Annotated in this window: 12 protein-coding genes; 1 reads left to right on the top strand and 11 read right to left on the bottom strand. The window is 35.8% G+C overall.

Annotated elements, in window-relative coordinates; translation table 11 throughout:
• Positions 1 to 9: 9 nt before the first annotated feature.
• The 4 genes from AP058_RS01585 to AP058_RS01600 all read right to left on the bottom strand — a co-directional run bounded on the left by AP058_RS01585 (position 10) and on the right by AP058_RS01600 (position 7,073).
• Positions 10 to 1,461: a RagB/SusD family nutrient uptake outer membrane protein gene (locus AP058_RS01585; RefSeq protein WP_066306075.1), complete on the bottom strand. Its 1,452-nt coding sequence runs from the start codon at positions 1,459 to 1,461 to the stop codon at positions 10 to 12.
• A gap of 18 nt (positions 1,462 to 1,479) precedes the next feature.
• The gene (locus AP058_RS01590) at positions 1,480 to 4,914 is read right to left on the bottom strand and encodes a TonB-dependent receptor (RefSeq protein ID WP_197413367.1); all 3,435 of its coding nucleotides are present in this window, start codon (positions 4,912 to 4,914) and stop codon (positions 1,480 to 1,482) included.
• A 451-nt stretch (positions 4,915 to 5,365) separates the two neighbouring features.
• The gene (locus AP058_RS01595) at positions 5,366 to 6,598 is read right to left on the bottom strand and encodes an ROK family protein (protein WP_066306077.1); all 1,233 of its coding nucleotides are present in this window, start codon (positions 6,596 to 6,598) and stop codon (positions 5,366 to 5,368) included.
• Between the two features lie 280 nt (positions 6,599 to 6,878).
• Positions 6,879 to 7,073, bottom strand: a complete 195-nt coding sequence (locus AP058_RS01600; protein ID WP_066306079.1) for a hypothetical protein — start codon at positions 7,071 to 7,073, stop codon at positions 6,879 to 6,881.
• A gap of 307 nt (positions 7,074 to 7,380) precedes the next feature.
• On the opposite strand from AP058_RS01600, the gene AP058_RS01605 reads away from it, so the two are divergent.
• A complete protein-coding gene (locus AP058_RS01605; RefSeq protein WP_157492574.1) occupies positions 7,381 to 8,823 on the top strand; it encodes an NAD(P)/FAD-dependent oxidoreductase in 1,443 nt (480 codons plus the stop codon).
• A 93-nt stretch (positions 8,824 to 8,916) separates the two neighbouring features.
• On the opposite strand, the gene AP058_RS01610 is transcribed toward AP058_RS01605, so the two are convergent.
• The 7 genes from AP058_RS01610 to AP058_RS01640 all read right to left on the bottom strand — a co-directional run bounded on the left by AP058_RS01610 (position 8,917) and on the right by AP058_RS01640 (position 18,386).
• Positions 8,917 to 9,837, bottom strand: a complete 921-nt coding sequence (locus AP058_RS01610; RefSeq protein WP_066306083.1) for a bestrophin family protein — start codon at positions 9,835 to 9,837, stop codon at positions 8,917 to 8,919.
• Positions 9,838 to 10,048: 211 nt separating this feature from the next.
• On the bottom strand, positions 10,049 to 11,968 hold the full coding sequence (bilR, locus tag AP058_RS01615; RefSeq protein ID WP_066306085.1) for a bilirubin reductase, long form: 1,920 nt from the start codon (positions 11,966 to 11,968) through the stop codon (positions 10,049 to 10,051).
• A 209-nt stretch (positions 11,969 to 12,177) separates the two neighbouring features.
• Positions 12,178 to 13,554 carry an AMP-binding protein gene (locus AP058_RS01620; protein ID WP_197413368.1) on the bottom strand — a complete coding sequence of 459 codons (1,377 nt, stop codon included), beginning with the start codon at positions 13,552 to 13,554 and terminating at the stop codon, positions 12,178 to 12,180.
• Positions 13,523 to 14,104, bottom strand: coding sequence for a hypothetical protein (locus AP058_RS01625; protein ID WP_066306090.1), 582 nt, complete (start codon positions 14,102 to 14,104; stop codon positions 13,523 to 13,525). Before AP058_RS01625 ends, AP058_RS01620 begins: the two co-directional genes overlap by 32 nt.
• A complete protein-coding gene (locus AP058_RS01630; RefSeq protein ID WP_066306092.1) occupies positions 14,097 to 15,845 on the bottom strand; it encodes a hypothetical protein in 1,749 nt (582 codons plus the stop codon). Before AP058_RS01630 ends, AP058_RS01625 begins: the two co-directional genes overlap by 8 nt.
• Positions 15,838 to 16,806 carry a hypothetical protein gene (locus tag AP058_RS01635; RefSeq protein ID WP_157492576.1) on the bottom strand — a complete coding sequence of 323 codons (969 nt, stop codon included), beginning with the start codon at positions 16,804 to 16,806 and terminating at the stop codon, positions 15,838 to 15,840. The genes AP058_RS01630 and AP058_RS01635 overlap by 8 nt, the downstream gene beginning before the upstream one ends.
• On the bottom strand, positions 16,794 to 18,386 hold the full coding sequence (locus AP058_RS01640; RefSeq protein WP_197413369.1) for an AAA family ATPase: 1,593 nt from the start codon (positions 18,384 to 18,386) through the stop codon (positions 16,794 to 16,796). Before AP058_RS01640 ends, AP058_RS01635 begins: the two co-directional genes overlap by 13 nt.
• Positions 18,387 to 18,439: the final 53 nt, after the last annotated feature.

Here is an 18,439-nt window from a genome sequence, read left to right on the forward strand (position 1 = left end):
ACCATTAATTTATGGATTCTGAGTAATTTTAGGATTGAAGTTAATGGTGTTTTGAGATATTGGAAACAAAATCTTTTTACCAGCCATTGACGGTACATTTGCCGTTTTTCCAAAACGAACTAAATCCCACCATGCTTTTCCTTCAAATGCCAACTCATGCAAACGCTCTCTTAAAATTGCGTCATCGTTTGCGGCTTGAGAACCATTTATAAACGAAGCCGTTGCATCTGCTCTTTGCATCACCAAGTTCATTTCTGTAGTTGGATCTTGCATTAATGCATTTTTAATTTCAGCTTTCATTAATAAAATATCTGCCCAACGGTAAATAATTATGTCGCTTACAAAACGTCTCGTCGTTCCGTCTACTGTTCCGTTATATTTTACTAATCCTGTAACTACAGGCGTAGAACCATTCATTAATGTTAAATAGGTTGCCTCTTTTCTAGTATCTGTAGCAGCGTAATTAAATCGTGTAATGTCTGGTTGCGCTCTAGAAATTCCCGCATTTCCTGTACCAACTCCAATAGTACCAAATGTCGCCGTAGCGGTAGCAGCAGTTAAGGGTGCAAAATCACTTGGTCCTACAAACATAAACGAGTTCCAGTTGTCTGACAAAGAAGAAGGAACATCTGCTAGAGAATATCGAACTGCAAAAAGAACTTCGTTATTTCCTTTATTTGCATAGCTAAAGGCATCTTTAAAATTAGCCAATAAAGCTGGTCCAGCAGGAATGGCGTTAATCGCAGCCAAAGCCGCATTTAAGTCTGTTGCTCCTCCACCCAATTGTTTTGCAGTCCACAGATTTACATCTGCTTTTAATGCATTTACAGAGGCCACTGATAGTTGCGTTTTATTATTATTTGCATCAGGAAAATTAGCCAGAGCTAACTCAATATCTGATTTGATAAACGTAAAAACTTCTTCGATTGTATTTCTAGGAACAATGTATTCTGATTGATTCGTGTTTTCTGTAGGTGTAGTAACAATTGGTACGCCGCCCCAAGAACGCGCCATAATAAAATACGATAAAGCACGCATCGAATAGGCTTGAGCCAAATATCTCTTTTGCTCATTTACAGTTGTTGGACTGAACTGAATAGTAGGAACATATTTTAAAATTAAATTAGCTTGATGTACTACTGTAAATAAACCAGCCCAATCTACGTCTATATTTTGTGCCGTTAAGTTATTGTTGTAATAGTTGGCTAAATTAAGTGGTGACTGAACGCCACTTCTAATTTCTGCACTTCTTGCTCCGCCCAACAAATAATAATTTTGTTGGGTTTGGGTTCTAAAATTAAAGTACATACCGTTTACACCTGCTTTCGCGTCATCTTCCGTTTTCCAAAAGCTGGCCGATGTGATTACACTGTCTGATGTTAAATTTAGTTCATCCTGACACGAGTTCAGTACTGAGAAACTTGCAAAAAGTATTGTATATAAGAGAATTTTCTTTTTCATGATGTTTTTTATTAAAATTTACAAACCAATATTTAAACCAAGGGTAATGTTTCTAGGCACAGGATACGTTCCTTTTGCACCAGCATCATTTAATCCTAGACTTGAACCACCATCTATACCTTGTACTTCTGGACTTAAACCTTTGTAATTAGTAAAATAATATAAATTGCTTCCAGTAACGTACACACGTACATTAGTCAATCGTACTCTTTCGATCATTGATTTTGGAATAGTATAACTAACTGTAATTTCTCTTAAACACAAGTAATCTCCACTTTCGTAATAACGGCTATTTCCTTGAAACATATTTGTATTATACGCTGCACCACCTGCTTCAGATCTAAATAAATTATTTTGATTGGTTTGATCTGCCCAACGGTAGCGAGGTACGTCAGTAATGTCTCCTTCTTTTTGCCAAGATTGTAAACTTTCAGCCAATAAGCCATAGTTTCCTTGAAATTGACCTACAAAACGAGCTCTTGCTTCGTTGTAAACTGTTGCACCAAGAGAATAATCAGTTCTAACAGCCAATGCAAATCCTTTGTAATCAGCATTTAAACTAAAACCTCCTGTAAATTTAGGAAACATATTTCCCATAAAAGTTCTATCTCTACTGTCAATTACACCATTGTTATCGGTATCTTCAAATACTGCATCTCCAGCAAATTTCTTTCCTGTTGGGTTTCCACCATTTGCAGCTGTTTTTGAAACATAATTATCTTTTGTAGTCAAATTATACGCATCTGCTTCTGCTTGAGTAGAAAGAATGTATAATTGTTTGTGTGCATAAAAATCACCAATTTTTTGACCTTCTTGCAATCCTCCAACAAATTTGTACGCACCAGATGCAGCATCCCAAATTTCAGTTCCACCAATTCTGTTGTTTACATTTCCGTTAAATGGAAGTTTTTCGATCACATTACTGTTATGAGAAACATTGGCACCAAGATTAAGTTTAAAATCATTTTGATTGTACACATTGGCATTCAGTTCTAATTCGAAACCTTTGCTTCTCAATCCTCCTAAGTTGGTCAATACAGTAGAGAAACCACTATTGGAAGGAAGTGTCAAGTTTGTTAATAAATCTGAAGTTAATTTATTGTAGAAATCTCCGATTAATCTAATTCTATCCCCATTAAATCCTAAGTCGAAACCAGCATTATACGTTTGTGATTGCTCCCATTTTAAACCTGGATTAGCAATTTGCGAATTGATAATGGCAGACTGTCCGTTGTAGCTATTAGCAAATCCGTTTGAAGAACCTGCATATAAACCTCCAGCTTGAAAATCTCCCAAAGTACCTAAGTTCCCGTTAACACCAAAGCTTCCACGAAGTTTTAATGAAGAAACCATTTCTGGCATTACCGTCCAAAAGTTTTCTTCTTGGATATTCCACCCTACAGATACACCTGGAAAAAAACCATATTTATTATCTGGTCCTAAGCTAGAAGCTCCATCATATCTAAAAGATGCTGTTGCAAAATACTTGCTTTTGTAATCGTAATTTACACGTCCAAAAACACTATTTAAAACTAATTTGGTGTTATTACTAAATACTGAAACTGGTATTGGAGATGAATCTAACGTTTGTGCAAGATCGGACGGACTTCCTTTTCCAGATGCATTGAATGTATTGATTGTTTTATCAAATTTTGAAGCTCCTAATTTTGCTTCAAAATCACCAATGCTTTCTAAGTTTTTCACATACGTGAAAACTCCTTCATATTGGTACTGCGTAATTTGATTGCTTAAACGAGTAGCAGTTCTGGTATTATCTACCAAACCATTACTTCCGCTTAAAAAAGCTTGTTGAAAAGTGTTGCCATTTTCATTTTCATTATAAAGAGAAAGCGAAGGTGTAAATGTAAATGCATCAGTAAGTTTTAAATCACCGTTAACACTCATTTGCAATTTATTATTTTCATTAATTCCTTTCACTTTACCCATTTGGTATAAAGGATTTCCATTAATGTTGTTTTGTCCTGGAGCTAGTGTACCATCTTCTAAGTACAATTTTGTAGTAGGTGAATTTCCTAAATAACGGTTAAAAACCACGCTATTGGCCACAACCTGATTGTTGCTAGCTTTACTGTATAACACGCGACCGTTTAAGGTAAAATTATCAGCCACTTTTAATGAAGCATTAAATTTACTTGTAAAACGCTCGTAACCAGTAAATATAGTAATACCATCTCCTTTTAAGTATCCAAGACTTAAATCGAAAACACCTTTATCACTACCACCACTAAATCCTAAAGTATGGTTTTGAGTAATTGCCGATTGAAACAAAACGTCATTCCAGTCTGTACTTTTGTACATAATAGTATTAGCAGCATTTAACGGATCTGCCATTTCTTGCCATCCTTTTGCTTGCAACTCTCCAATCGTTGTTGGCGATAAGTTTGATTTTAATAAAGTAGCAAAAGGGGTGTTTGATAGTAAGTTATTTCCTGTTCCTGCTGGACTCGCGCCGGTTAATTGTCCTAGTCTAGCGATACCTGTAGTAGTAGAAAGACCTGCAATTTCTGCAGCATTATAAAGACCTAAACGCTGTAGTCTAATGTAATCTCCACCTTCTAAGAAATCGTATTTTTTACCTACTTGACTGTTTTGCGTAGAAACATTGTACGTAATTTTTGTTTTTCCTGCTTTTCCAGTAGAAGTTGTAATGATAATAACTCCGTTAGAAGCACGCGCTCCGTATATAGAGGTAGCTGCAGCATCTTTTAAAACCTGAAGCGATGCAATATCCGCCGAGTTAATATCGTCAATTTGAGTACGAATTACGCCATCAACAATATACATAGGAGTTGCTCCCGAAGGATTGTCGATAGATGTTCCTCCACGAACTAAGATATTAGATGCTTTACCTGGTTGTCCTGATGCAGTGCGTACCACTAAACCAGTTACGTTTCCTTGCAATGCCTGTGTTACGTTAGAATACGGTACATTTTCTAAAACTTTTTTATCTAGTTTAGATACTGATGTACTTAAAGTTCTTCTGTTTTGTTGTCCGTAACCCACAACAATAACTTCGTTCATTTGTTGACCTACCTCTTTTAAAACAATAGTAAGCGGTGATTTACCTATAAGCACTTCTTGCTCCTCAAGACCGATATAAGATACAACCAATGTTGTAACATTGTCGGGAACGTCAATACTAAAATTACCATCAAAATCGGTTTGTGCTGTAATTTTAGATCCTTTTGCAAGAATATTTACTCCTGGTAAAACTTCGCCTTGCTCATTTTTTACTACTCCTGTAATAGTTCTTTGAAAATAGTTTTTTGAAGTAACATTTTTCTCTGACCTTTTTGAGGGATTTTCAGTTGTCGCAGCAGAAGCTTCGTGCGTTGCCAATGCCAATAAACATACCGATGTTAATTTCATAACATCTAATACCTTCGCTGTTAACCAAAGATTTGTTGGTTTGGATTTTGTTAATAAATTCATACTTTTGTAATGGTTAGTTATTAATACTTCATTCATGGTATTTATTTGCTAACTAAATTTTTCTTCTAAGAAGAAAATTAAACCAGCTACTTCTTCAAAAACTGCTGGTTTTTTTTATTTAACAAATCAATCTTTTTATTTAAGCTGCGTACTATATAGTAGGCATATAAAATTTTATTATTAAAAGCTCTAGTGATCTGGTTATTATTCTTACCTAAAGATCTGTACTCTAAACAACAGTAATATATATTTTAATTGGACTGCTCTACAGACGGATTTTTAATTTCTCTGGAATTCAATCTATTTTTTATAAATTTTTTAGCAGTATTATTACTGATAAAAAACGCATTTTAGCCCAATTGTTTTACTATTACGTTGTAAATATATAAATTAATTTAATATACAATATCTATTTATTAAAATATTTTATTAATTAAGCAAAAAAAAGAAGCTAGACGTTCATTAAAGGGGACAACATTTTTTCTTTAATCACGCAGCAAGCCCCGATGACTCCGGCACGACGACCTAAAACAGATTTTTTAAGTTTCATATCTCTGTTTACCAGTCCTAAAGAATATTTTTTTAAGGCGGCTTGAATTGGTAATAATGCGTAATCGCCTAGTTGAGCAAAATCACCACCAATTACCAAAAGATCTGGATTAAAGATGTTGAGTATAATCGACAAGTATCGACCCATTTGCTCACTTTGTTTTGTAATAAGATCGATGCAAAGTGTATCTTCTAAATTTACTGCTCCATTTATTATCGCGTTGTGTTGTGTATCGACACCTTTTTCATCCAATGTTACTTTAGACTGTTTTCCGTCTTTTATCGCACTTTTAAATTGATCAATTAACGCCCAGCCTGATATTTCAGTTTCTAAACAACCTAATTTACCGCATTGACACATAATTTCATTATTAAAAATTGTACTGTGTCCAAATTCTCCAGCGTACCCCGACTTACCGTAATACAACTTCCCATCGGTAATCATACCAATAGCGACACCCCAACTGTAGTTTAAAAAGATAATGTTTTGTTCTCCATCGACCACACCTTCTCTATACTCACCAAAAGTCATTGCTCTAGTATCATTTTCTAGATGTACTGGTAGCCCCAATTGTTCTGAAATAATTTCGGCTAATGGTCTGTTCTCCGTGAAGAAATAATTATAACTAAATCCTTCCATCGAATTGATACGACCAGACAAGTTGATGCAAACACCCACGATCATCTTTTTTTCTACTGAAGTATCTTCTATAAAAGAATTAATTAAATTGCATAATTCTTGAAGTGATTCTGGCGTATTCTCAAGTTTAAAAGACGAGTCAAGTTCTATACTTACAAATTCATTTTTAATATTTTGCAATCCGATAGACATACTTGATCGATTGACATTGACTCCTAGGAAATAAGCAGACGTTGGATTTATACTATATAAGGAAGGGCGTCTTCCGCTACTGTTGGTAATTTTTCCCATATCTACCACATACGCCTCCGAAAGTAATTCGTTTACCGCTTTGGTAACAGTAGGAACGCTAGATTGTAGCTCTGCACTTAACTCTGCAATGGTTGCATTGCCACTAGATAATAAATGTTTTACAATAGATTGTCTTAATATATGCCATTTTTGTCCAGAAAGGCTACTGTCTGTACTGGTGTCTAATAAATTTTTTAAACTCATAGTAATGCTATATTAAGTGGAAAAAGTCTGCACAAACTTACTGTATTTTTTAAATATCGAAAGACATTTAATTTGGAAGGTTAAAAAGTTTTGAAATTATAGGATGCAAAGTTGCAGTTTTATTTCGAAATTTTCAGAAAGTAAGATCGCTATTTATTTATTTGACTTCTTCTTTTATGTGTAGATATAGTTTTCAGAAAAAGTAGCGACCAACTTTTATTGGAAAATAATGGTACAAAAAAAACGCCTCAAAGTTTAATTTGAGACGTTTAGCTAATTATTATTTTTTTTCTTCGTTATTCAGTTTATCATCGAAATCAGGTTTCTCTCCTTTAAACTTCTGCGTATCGACATCATAATTTTCATCATTCGTTAAAACTTGATCATGATCTTTATATTGATGTTTTCTCATGTCACTTCTATTGTCTGATCCACTGTTTTTATTGTTTTGCGGAGTTTGATTATTTGTGCTCATAATTATAAATTTTAAAGTTTTAATAAAAGTACAGACAGCAGCCGTAAATTTCGTTATAGAATTTTTTTCAAAAGTTATAAGATTCTAAATCGAAGTAAAAAGTTTATTCTATCAGTATTCCATTTATTAATGTTATTGCTTCAGGAAAATCCAACAGTGGTTTTGTACTGAAATTCTTTTGATTTAAATTTGCACCAATACTATAAGCTACAACACTAGAAAAATTTATTCTATTAATTGTCTACTATCAGTTTCTTATTTTATTAACTAATCAAATTGCTGCTTAATCAACAAGAATTCAAAAAAAGTGAAAAACGGAAAATCAAGCTGGGTTGTTTGTCCCGAATGTAAAGGTCGAGGAAAAAAGAGCAAAGGTTTGAGCAAGAAAGTACGACTTCAGTATCAAATGGCGTTGGCCGTATTTGAACAGACAAGCGATAAAATCATTGTTCCTACACCTCCGAAAGCTCACTTACACTCTTGTTTAAAGTGTTCGGGATCTGGGTTAGTTCATTCGAATATTCCACCACTTCCAGATCAAGAAAAATATCCACATGTTGCTATTATTGGCGGTGGCATTGGCGGAGTGGCTTTAGCAGTAGCTTGTTTACATCGAGCAATTCCTTTTACTCTTTATGAACGCGATCTCAATTTCGATGCTCGCTCTCAAGGGTACGGCCTAACTTTACAGCAGGCCAATAAAGCAATGAAAGCACTTGGTATTTTATCATTAGATGCAGGTATTGTATCAACAAGACATGTAGTGCATACTACAGATGGAAAAATGATCGGCGAATGGGGAATGAGAAAATGGATTCCATCCGATTTAAAAAATACCAATAAAAATTCTAACATACATATCGCAAGACAATCGTTGCGCTTTGCTTTATTGGAGCAACTTGGTGGAACTACAAACGTGCAATGGGACCATCAATTGGTGAATTTAAAGGAAGATGAAAATAAAAAATTTACGCTAAGCTTTATAGTTGAAGGCAAAGTTAAAAGTACCAAAGCAGATCTTGTGGTAGGAGCTGATGGCATCCGTAGTTCAGTACGAAGATTGCTAGTTGGCGAAAATGTTACTCCACTAAAGTATCTAGGTTGCATTGTAATATTAGGCATTTGTTCCTTGAAAGCTTTAAAGGAATTAAATAGTACATTACTAGATTCTGCTACTGTTTTTCAAACCGCAAATGGCACTGAGCGCATTTATATTATGCCGTACGATTCTGAATCGGTGATGTGGCAGCTTAGCTTTCCTATGACGGAGCAAGAAGCCAAAGAATTAAGCGTAAAAGGAACGAAGGCCCTAAAGCAAGAAGCGTGTCTTAGAACCCAATGGCACAATCCGATTCCGCAAATTTTAGCAGCTACATTAGAAAATCAAATTTCGGGTTATCCTGTTTATGACCGAGAGCTACTCGATTTTGAATTGCTTAAAAAAAGTGGGCAAGTCACATTGCTTGGAGACGCGGCTCACCCCATGAGTCCATTTAAAGGCCAAGGAGCAAATCAAGCCTTGTTGGATGCAATTGCATTAGCACGAACTATCTACAGTGAATGTAACTCTGAATCAAATTTTAATTCTTTTGATATTAGAGAACGTATATTGAATGTTTTTGAGTTAGAAATGCTCGAACGAAGTGCTACAAAAGTAAAAGATTCTGCCGCAGCTGCGCAATTCTTACATTCTAAAATTGTGCTTGATGAACGAGATTCGCCGAGAGGAAGTTCTCTACATAAAGAATAAACAAATCTACTTTACTTTTAGTTTTTTACAATTATACCTAATTACTATTTACGTTCTATTTTATTGTTTAGCTCGTGCCGTTTCGCCAAAAAACTAAGTAATATAATAATATCCTTTATCAATTTTGGCAGTTTCAATGTATTGATTGTCAAGTTCAGCTAGCGTGTTCTCAATCATTTCTGACATAGCATTTAGTGCCAAATCGTTTGGTTCAATTCCAAATGGATCCTCGAGTTCGTCTGCAATGGCCTCGAGCGCTACAAAAGTATACGCAATAAAAACGATGATAAAAGGTAATGTCCACAACATACTTTCGCCAAAACCAAACGGAAGTAGAAAGCAATAGAGGTAAACCGTTCTATGTAATAAAACACTATACGTGTACGGAATAGGTGTACTAGCGATTCGTTCGCAACCTCCTATAATATCTGATAATTTATTAAGATTTTCATCAAAAGCAACTTGAGTGATGCTGTCTAATTTACCATCTTGTTTTGCTCTATTAATCCATAAACCCAATTCTTTTAAAATAATAATAGGTTTAAAAACAGCCGTTTGTAATTGCTGATTATACGAATTCGCTAACAATCGTTGCATGTCGTAATCTGGATTAGTTTCTCTCAATTGATGTTTTAAGGCATGAACAACAGCCTTTAGCATTTGTATAAAATGAGTGCGTTGTTCGGCGTAATCCGTTCCATCTATAAACGTATGCGACTGGCGCGCGAGGGAGCGCGTATCGTTTAAAAGCGCGCCCCATAGTTTTCTGCCTTCCCAAAAACGATCGTAACTCACTGTATTTCTAAATCCTAGAAAAATGGCTAACGCTATTCCAAATAAAGTAAAAATGGACGGATTAACGTAAAGCTGATAGTCGCTCAAATAATTTCTAAAGTAAACAATAGCAATTGTGTATAGAAAAAGTATAGTTAATCGTGGTATTAATTTAGGAAGAACCGAACCATCCCATTCAAACAGCATGCTGAACCAGTTTGTTTTTTGCTTTATAATCATAAAGTAAAATTAATATTTTTATTTACACAACCACTGTATCTTGCTTTGATTTAAATGAGAAAAAACATTTTACTTACCTGAATTCTGTAGTCTTTTCGTGAGAATATCGTAGCCAAATTGAAACCATTTTTACAAACCATTTTTACAAACCATTTTTCGCTTAAATTACTTAGTAGTGATCTTAAAGTCAATTAACGCAAACAATTTTGTTTTAAATACTATTCGCAGCATCGTATCCTGTTTTAATAGCATGCGAAATATCAGAAACTTCAATGCAATCTCCCACTCTAACTACGTTAATTTCATTATCGGTAAGTGCTACAGTTTCGAATGTTGCAGACCGAGAACCAATTGCCATAACAACATGGTCACATGGAATTTTTACGCTAATCCCTTGTTTATCTTCACAATCTAATCCACTAATAGAAATGCTTTTTACTTCATGCTCTGTGAATTGTTCAACACCATAGGTTCTAAAATTTTCTAGCAATGTAGGTAAAACAGTATTGCTAATTCCTTCTGCAATCTTATCTCTTTTTTCTATAATAGCAACATTACAACCTTGCTCAGCAAGATATTCGGCTGTCTCACAACCTACCAATCCTCCACCAATAACCGCTATACTACCATATACTTTTTGTTCTCCAGAAAGTATTTTCCAAGCGTCGCAAACGTTCGGTCCATCTACACCTTTAATTGTCGGAGTGAAACTTAAAGCACCAACTGCCACGATTACAGTGTGGGGATTTAGTGCTACGATTTTCTCGTTAGTTGCTGTTTCTCCCATTCGAACTACCACTCCTTCCACTGTTATAGCATGAACAAGATCTTGTACTGCGCGGTACATTTCTCTCTTTCGCGGAGGTACGTCGGCTATATTCAACTGACCTCCAAGACGACCTTCTTTTTCAAACAAAGTAACTCGGTGTCCTTTTTTTGCAGCTACGCGTGCGGCTTCCAGACCTGCTGGACCACCACCAATAACCACAACATTTTTTTTGACCTCAGCTAAAGTAATATCTCGAGTTTCTTCAAATCCGTTCTCAGCGTTAAGTACACAAGCAACAAAGGCACGATTTTGAATGTTATCCGTACAGCCTCTATTGCAAGATATGCAGCGACGAATGTCACAAGCCCGACCTGCAATTGTTTTATTTATCCAATCGGGATCTGCAAGTAAGGGTCTTCCTAAACCAATCATATCTGCTTTTCCTCTTTCTAAAACCTGTTCCGCCATATCTGGATCGATGATGCGGCCTACAGTACTCACAGGAATAGAAACTGCTTGTTTGACAGCGGCAGCAATATCTACAAAAAAGCAATAGGGCTGGACACCCATTGGTGGAATAGTATCTGCTAAATTCCCCGTATGGTTTGCCTGTGCGACATGCAACATATCCACGCCAGCGTCCTCTAACCATTTAGCAAATTTTGGAGCGTCAACCTCATCAATACCTCCCTTTCCACGAATTGCAGTAACCACCGGAAATTTATATTCTAAGATCATTTCAGGCACTTTCTCTTTAAGTGCGCTAACTAGCATGAGTGCAAATCGCGTTCGATTTTCAAGTGAACCGCCAAATTTATCGGTTCGAGTATTCATTTTCGTGCTGCACAATGCTCCTACTAATCGGTCACCGTGTATTTGAATTACGTCTACTCCTGCTTTTTGCCCGCGTACCGCACAAGCACACATTTTTTCTATAATTTCAACTAAGCTTTCTTCCTTTACTTCATTGACAAAAAACTGCATGTCATGATGAAGTCTACTGCGTACTTTATCCATCTCTCCATTGTCGAATAACGTATTAATTGCATCGCAGTCGTATTCTGGATGAAATATCTGAATTCCTAATTTTGCCCCGTACGCATGCACACTATCCGCAAGCTCACGAAAACTTTCAATTTGACTGTCATCAAATAACTTAGGCGTTGGCGCAAAACTGCGAATTGGTGCTACATCACCAAGAACAATATAGCCAACACCTCCTTTAGCCAAACGGGTGTAAAATGCTCGACTTTGACTGCTGATACTACCGTCCTTTGCTTCGTACCCTGTAGTTAAGGGTGGAAACATAATTCGGTTTTTGAAAGTCATTGTACGAATGGTGATTGGTTCCAATATTTTCAAGACAACTAATTTAGAATTAACAGTAAAAATACCTTTAATTTTTAGATCGATAAATGATATTAATCATCTTAAATGCTCTTTAAATACTTTGATCGAAAACTAAGTTTAACAAGAACTTTTTAGTTCCTGATTTAATCTTAAAAACAAAAATTGAAATTTATAAAATCACTTGGAAAAGGATCTGATTTAAATCGAAAGTATTGTAGCAACTACTGAAATGATTGCAATTCTGAAGAGTATTGCGTTTTTTCTACGGTATTGTTTTGAGATATTTTCTGAATATCAACTTGTAAATCAATGTCATTTTTAAAAATAATTTGTAATAGTTCGGTAATTATTTTAGTATCAATTTCATTACAATAACCAACAAACTCAATTCGTTTAGCTTTTGTTTGATGGATTTTAAAACCTGCCAAAGGCAAATGAGACAACCGATTAGAGATATCTATAGTATTGATTTTCTCGCCTGATTTTGTAAAAAAAAGAACTGGCTTTCTTGCTTCCAATCCAACTAAAAACGGAATACCATTTTCTATTTTTAAACTGCAAAAATCGCCTGTTCGATACCGAATTAACGGCAGAAAAGGATTGCTACCGCCTGTGACTACTAATTCACCTCTTTCTCCATAAGGTAGCGCCATATCTTTGTATGGGTCAAAAATCTCTAAATACAAATCGGGTCGAATTACTTGGTGACCGATTGCAGTAGCGTAGGCTATATTTCGACATTCCGTCATCGAATAAAGATCGATTACTGGACATTTAAAATAATTTTCTAAATTTTTTTTCGTACCATCTGTGAGCTTCATGGCAGAAGAAATTAATGCTTTGGGCGTTAATTCAACTTTTAAATCTAATAATGCCATAAACGCGATTGGATCACCAGTAAGAATTTCTGGATTGTACTTTGCTAAGTATTTTTGAGCATCACCGCTTTTATTCCAATCTGTCGGATTTAAATTAATTTTTAATATGCCAGCTCCTTCCAAATAGGTTGATAAAGAGGCATAGGTTACTGTTTTTTCTTGTGCACATATCAACGCAATTGCTGTCGAAGTCGCGCCTCTTGTTATAGAAATATTAAAATCTTCAAGTACAGATTCTATTTGTGGCAACCAGTTGGCCTGAGAAACAGCATCAAACAGTACATCTAATTTTGCTCCTGTAGAGCCAGAAGTATAATAGACCAAAAGCTCGTCTAAATTGGCAGAATCAGAAACAAATAAATGAGGGTATTTTCTAATATCGTCTCGGCAGATAGTTGAAAAATCAGCTATAGTAGTTCCCTGCTTTTGATAAAATGGCACTGTCTTAACACACCATTTTAGATAATCATGTAGCCAAATTGGAGGTTGCATTTCTGTCCAGAATAACTTTTTACCGTACTGTTTCTTTTGGTATGACTTCACTTTTAAGAGTTGAGCCGCGTTGAGCCGATCGCCGCTTTTAAAATTAAATTTTGGGGCAAACTCATCCTGTCGAAGTTCATTTAAAAAACTTAAATCTTCAAGCAACGGAAAACGTTCTGCATCTGTTAAAGCTATTTGTGGGTCACTACTCGCGTCCATAGGTATTTGCCGCTTCACGGGCTTTTTTTTCTGCCATTTCTCTTTTAATTTTCATTATTCTTTCATGTGCATGGTACGATTCCTGCAGAACTTTATGCCGATCTGCGCTACTTAACGATGATAATTTATCAGCGGCTTCATCACGGTTTTCGCCATTTGGTGTAATTTGACACCACTTCAATAACAATCGTACCATTTCTTCAGCACGTTCATCTTCACTAATCCACTCTTTGAATTTTACGTATAGTGAAGCTTCACTCAATTCCTCAAACCAAAAATTATAGAGTTTGTCTTCTATAGCAGAATTATTTATAAAATTAGGGTGACTCAGTAACCAAATTGAAATATGAATTGCTCTCCAATGATCATCTTCGAGATGTGCTAGCGTATAATCACTGGGTATCTTAAATTCCGTCTTTAAAAAATCATTGCACACAATTCTATAGGTGTCACAAATCAACGCAACCGAATTTAATCCTTCAAGCTTCAAAAAAAAAGAAGGTTCTAAATATATTTCTGGACATTTTCTTAAATGCGCAACCAGCTCAAAAACATCATATTTAGACATAAGCATAATTTTGTTGTGAAAATTCTAAGGCAAATTTTAAAAGTTCATCTTCATTTGTTACATAGTACACGTTCCATCCCATTTTTTGCAATCGAATAACTAAGTCTTTATTGTAATCTGGCTGCGAATGTAGCACCATTGTCCCGTGACCGCCTGCATTTTTTAATGCTATTTCGGCTAGCTCCCAATAGGTTTGAGATGTTTGTGTGTCCGCATCTAGCATACTAAAAATATCATTGTCGGTAACAATAATGATGTGTGACTTTACACTTGGCTTTTCTTCAAATGGTTTTCGCAATCGCTCAATTCCATACGCATATCCCGTACCTAAATACGAAGTTAAAGTAGTCAATAGATCTACTTCGTCAGTAATAAAGCCCTTCGTTTCTAAATACTCTCCGGGCTCACCAGAAAGACATCCCATAACAGAAGCTCCAGCTCGCAGAGCAGACAAACTAATGATTGTCGCTGCTAATACAGGCCATGAAAAATTTTGTATTGGATTCACCATCGAACCCGAACAGTCGATACCAATGTATACATTTAACGGATTTTCTTTTACCTCGTTATCAGAATCGGATCCGTACGTTCTCTTTTGAGTGGTCAATCCCGGAATAACTGTGGGTGATAAAATGGCCGATTGCAACCAGTCTACCTCTTCTATAGCGTCGCCAATATCCCAAGTTTCTAATCCTTCAGGTAAATCTAAAGTTATGTTTTCAGAAATTTCTACCGGAAAATCAATTAAATAAGGCAAAGCAATTTCTTTGTAATACGTATTTACTAAAAGTTGCTCGTTTGCTTTGGAATTGACTTGCTTCATCAAATCAATGTAATTTCCAGGTCCCATATATCCATTTCTTGGTCCTTGTCCTCCTAATTTATTTCTGTCTGTCTGTAAACCATCTTTCTCCTGCTCTTTTAAACCGAGAGCTTCTTTTCGCATGTCAATTACTTGATCATAGCCCTCTAAATCGATTTCGGTCATACCTGAGATGGCAATAGCCCCCAAACCTGCATCTTCTGCATCTAACAGTATGAGGATCTTTTTTCGGGCATCTTCAAAAGTGTTGTCCTCCATTAAATACGGATAGAGCAATACGGCAAAGCGACCACCACCATGGATCCAGTTTTTTGAATAACTTCTTACGAGAGAGGCTAATAATGATGCATCGGCATCTATTTTTTTACTGTGAAAAGATAAATTAGTAGCTAAGTCACCCCGATTTAAACGCCACAAATATTCATAAGTACGCATCATTAAAGTCCAAAACTCAGAAAAATTATCTTCTGAATTAATAGCTTGGTACACTTCTGACATTCTTAATTTAGTAATGCGTTGCAATTTATCATTAATCAAGAAATCGGCATATAAATTAGAAACCATGGGTGCTCTATCCTCAATACCTGGCAGCGCAAACCGAATTCTATTTAATAAAATGGCATTGTCGTATAAATTGGCTGGTGTGAAAATATGGTGTCCAATTTCATGCGCTAATATTTCGACCGCATATTTCGTAAGTCCACTATCTACAATTTCTTGTAAATTAATCACAATGCGATGATCGTTTAGTCGAATCATTGCAAAACTGCCTGTAAGTCCTTCCTTTTGCGCGGCTTGATGCGACAAACAATAAATAGGTTCTTGCAATCGTAAAAATGGATTCCATTCTAACTTTGCCTGTTGCCAATGTGATTTCCATAAAGCTAACGTTTTTTCTATTTCGAATTGATTACTCATTTGCAATACTGAATAAATATATGAAATAGGAGTTTTGAAGCGTAAAAGCAAGCGTGTCTTTCGTTGTCACTATAGATGTTATCTTATGAGCATCAATTTGTTCCTGACCTTCTGCCAGCCATTTTTCTACAGAATCGAATGGCTTCGAATTGGATAAAATATAGTTGGAATCTACCGTATTAGCTGGAAGTAGCACTTTACCAAATTGATCTGCAAAAAGAGCGTAATTGTTTATGGAATCGGTTGCAAATAGATATTCATCGATTTGCGCCAGCTTTGGTGGATGTTCAAAAAAACCTTCAGATCCCTTAAAACCACCATGCACGCCTTCAAATTTGATCGTATGGGTAGACCATCGAAATTCAAATACTTGACCAGTAGCCTCTTCACTCAGATTCTTTAAAATCGTATGTTTAAGTTCTTCAGAAAGCGTTTGAAAATCCTCTTTTAAACGGCCTCTTAAATGTGCCAAACCGCACTTCCAAGCATATATCCTTCCTGCAATTTTAAAATCTTCAATGGTTTTAATGTCAAAACTACTGTTTTTCATGAGTTGACACCATACTACTGTTTTTGCTGGTGCGTACGTATGAAGATTACTGAGAACATCGTGCAATAGTGAAATTATTTTTACTGGAAATTTTAATACTAAATGGGGCAACTGCATTAGTAACAGCCAAGCACTTTTGTACTCCTCTTTATAGCGCATGGCTAGACCACTTCCAATTAATTTTAATGATTCGAGATAAAGTGCCTTTACGACTTCATGCACTTTTTCGGGAGCCGAATTTAATGCAGAAGTCTCTAGGACAATAGGCTGTACCACTTCCACCATCCAGCTCATGAGAATTGGAGTCGATAAAGTACCGTACTTCAATTCGGCATCATTGTACCATTGATTGTACAAAGCGCTATTAGCAGTTAATTCGGCGATAAGTGGAGGAAAGTTTATTTTTTCCATTGCAGCCATCTTTTGTAATTAGTATAGCGTTGGTGCAAATATTTCAATTTTAAAATATCATCGGCTCGATAGCCATAAAGTTTTTTCTCCTCAGACCACTTCTTTAACTGTTTTTCAATATTCAAAAGACGGTTGTCAATTTCTTTAGAGGATATGTTTTCAAGTCCTTTTTTAAACTCGACTTCAAACTGATCGACTGGATCATTTCGATCTAAATCTTGACTTACATATTCATCACAAGATAAATCGAAGAGGTTTCGCAACCATACAATTCGATCGACTCGATAAATTTCATTACCTACTTGATCAAAAAATGGTGATTCTAAATGTGGTGTTAAACTGTCATGCAAAACAAAGGGTAAAACTTGTCTTATATCTTCTAATTCTACTTTTTTATTTCCTCTAAAATAGGCCAATGACTTAGAAAACATCAATAAGGTCATGATTTTCCGAACCGATAAGCCATTTTTTGCTTGAGAACCTAAATCTTTAATCGGATCCTTTCCTGTTTCTTTTCTAAAAAGAGAACGCATGTCCATTCCCGATAATTTTGCCGTGTCTTTGGTCATGTACTCCAACCGATTGGAAGCAGGTTCGAAAAACTCAAATTGTCGGCAAAAAAACTCAATACGCTTGCGCAATTCGGGTTCTATTGTAATACCTCTAATCTGTTTATTAACCGTATCCAGTTCTTCTTCTGTAAAGATAATTTCTTCAGGGATAATGGCTTCCGGTTTAAAATTGAGTTCAATACGCTGTAATAAATCGTCAATAAATCGCGTATTAAAATGCATCGCTCTAATCACAATATCAATCCTGTCTTTTAAAGCTTCAATTACTTGATAGGTTCCTCCGCCCGCATCATCATTAGCAGTTAAGTACCAAGCCCCTTCTGGACACTCATAAATTTGATCGAAAATTTCAGCATAATTATCAGCCAAAACGGTTAATAAAGCCGACTGTGTTCGAGTCGGAATTCGATTGTATTCATCTATAATTTTTACACGCATGGCCAACCACTTCCGCCAAGCAATTCGAATATCTGATGTTTTTTCTGCCTTCACCATATCTGAAGGCAATGGATGACCTAATAAATCAGAAATTGTCATTTGCGGTTGTCCGTGTTGAATGGCGCGCATTACATCTTTTTTATCATATCCCGCCAACAAACCCATCAATACGGACGTTGCTGTTTTTCCGCGACCTGGTCCGCCAACTATGAGGCATTTACCTCTTGCGGCTAAGTTCAATAGCGGCATTAATACGAAACTAGAATAACTTTGATCGGTGGGTAAAGTAACAGGTACCTTACTGTCTCCAAACAAAAACTTTTTAGGATCACCATCATTGAATTCGATATCATAATACGGACTAATGATAGCCGTGTTGGTGATCCAAAAATACGCCTGACGCAATTTTTCGTCTAATGCAATTGCAGTGTTCGAGTCATTTTGCACAGTTTCACTTGAGTACAGATCTTCTATTTTGAATTTACTATTGTTTGAGGCATCTTGCGGATTGGTAGGCGATTCTGGAACTTTCTTAAAAAATCCCATCGTTTTATTTATTAAGTCAGACATGGTTGTATTTTGTTTCTAAGATACTTAAAAATTAATTTATTGCTTAGTGCATT

It is taken from the genome of Flavobacterium sp. TAB 87 (assembly GCF_001529295.1).
GTDB lineage: Bacteria > Bacteroidota > Bacteroidia > Flavobacteriales > Flavobacteriaceae > Flavobacterium.